This is a genomic window from Desulfovibrio sp. 1188_IL3213 (genome assembly GCF_036763145.1).
In the GTDB taxonomy this organism is placed as follows: Bacteria; Desulfobacterota; Desulfovibrionia; order Desulfovibrionales; family Desulfovibrionaceae; genus Desulfovibrio.
The window spans coordinates 1-1,085 of record NZ_JBAIYR010000610.1 but is presented as its reverse complement, the minus strand read 5'-3'; the positions used below and the strand labels follow the sequence as shown (position 1 = coordinate 1,085).

Sequence of the window (1,085 nt, the reverse complement as noted above, 5' to 3'; positions counted from 1 at the left end):
TGGGCAGCTTCGGCTATGGAGTCCGGGATGCGGGCAAGACCGTTGCTCTGCACCCAAAGCAGCGCAGCCTGCCTGTCTTGCCGGGCCTGAACCGGAGTGGCTTCCGGCCCGCTTTTCAGGGCGCTGCGCATTGCGGTTTCCGTCATGGATTCGAGCAGAACAAGCTGGGCCAGAATGGACTGTACCTGAACCTGCACATTGCCGGTCACCCCCAGACCGTCAATGAGCGAAAACAGCGAGCGGCGCTCACCGGGCGCGATCTGGGCCGATGACGGGCGCGGCGTCTCGCCCCGCTCGATCCGCAGCAGATGCCGCCAGCGCTCAAGGTGAAAAGTGTCGCCGGTGCTGATGTAGTCAAGGGCCGCGCGGTAATTCTCGCGCGAAACACCGCCTATTTCCGCCAGCAGGCTTTCAAGGTGATGGTAGTTACGCAGAAGGCCGTTGATCTCATGCAGACTGTGGCCAAGCCAGCCCGTGCACAGGCTGAGCAAAAGGACCAGGCACAGTTGCGCCATATTGGAGGTTTTTATAAGCGCTCTTATACTCATGCCTTGTGTTCCCGAATCCGGGCGTTCCCGCAGCTTGGCCTGCGGGCGCAACGGCAGTGCGTTTCAAGAGGTGAGGGGCAAGAGGCCGGCTCCGGCATACAGCGCACGGAAACATTTCCGGAGCGAAGCGGAACGGCCGGGGCTGTAAACATTGAGGCGCAAAAATACTGTTCCGTTGGGCGGGTCATAACGTCCGACGTGTGCCGGGCCGTATGCGGGGCGGCCCACCTGTTTTCCCTCGCTGCGCCGGAAGGAAAGGAATTTTCTGCAGCAGGCGATTACTTGGGAATAAACCCTAACACAGGCCGAGCAGGCCGTAAATGGCCTGCATGTCGAGAGACTTTTCCACCGTGTCGGCCAGGCGATCCAGTTCCGGCCCAAGGCTGTAGGGCGTTCCGGCAAGAGCCGGCAGGCCGGCGTCCTGCCGGAGTGCTGACAAAAAGGCATGTCTGAAGTCATCGGCATCAAAAAGCCCGTGCAGATAGCTGCCCCATATCCGCGCCCGGCCCGACCCGTCGCACAGGCCCCAGCCCAGGG

General features: G+C 61.8%; 2 pseudogenes. Both read right to left on the bottom strand.

The features are described 5' to 3' along the window. A pseudogene (locus tag V6C16_RS14000) lies at window positions 1–548 on the bottom strand (response regulator); the annotation flags it as partial. Window positions 549–843: 295 nt separating this feature from the next. Continuing rightward, a pseudogene (locus tag V6C16_RS13995) lies at window positions 844–1,085 on the bottom strand (cobyric acid synthase); the annotation flags it as partial.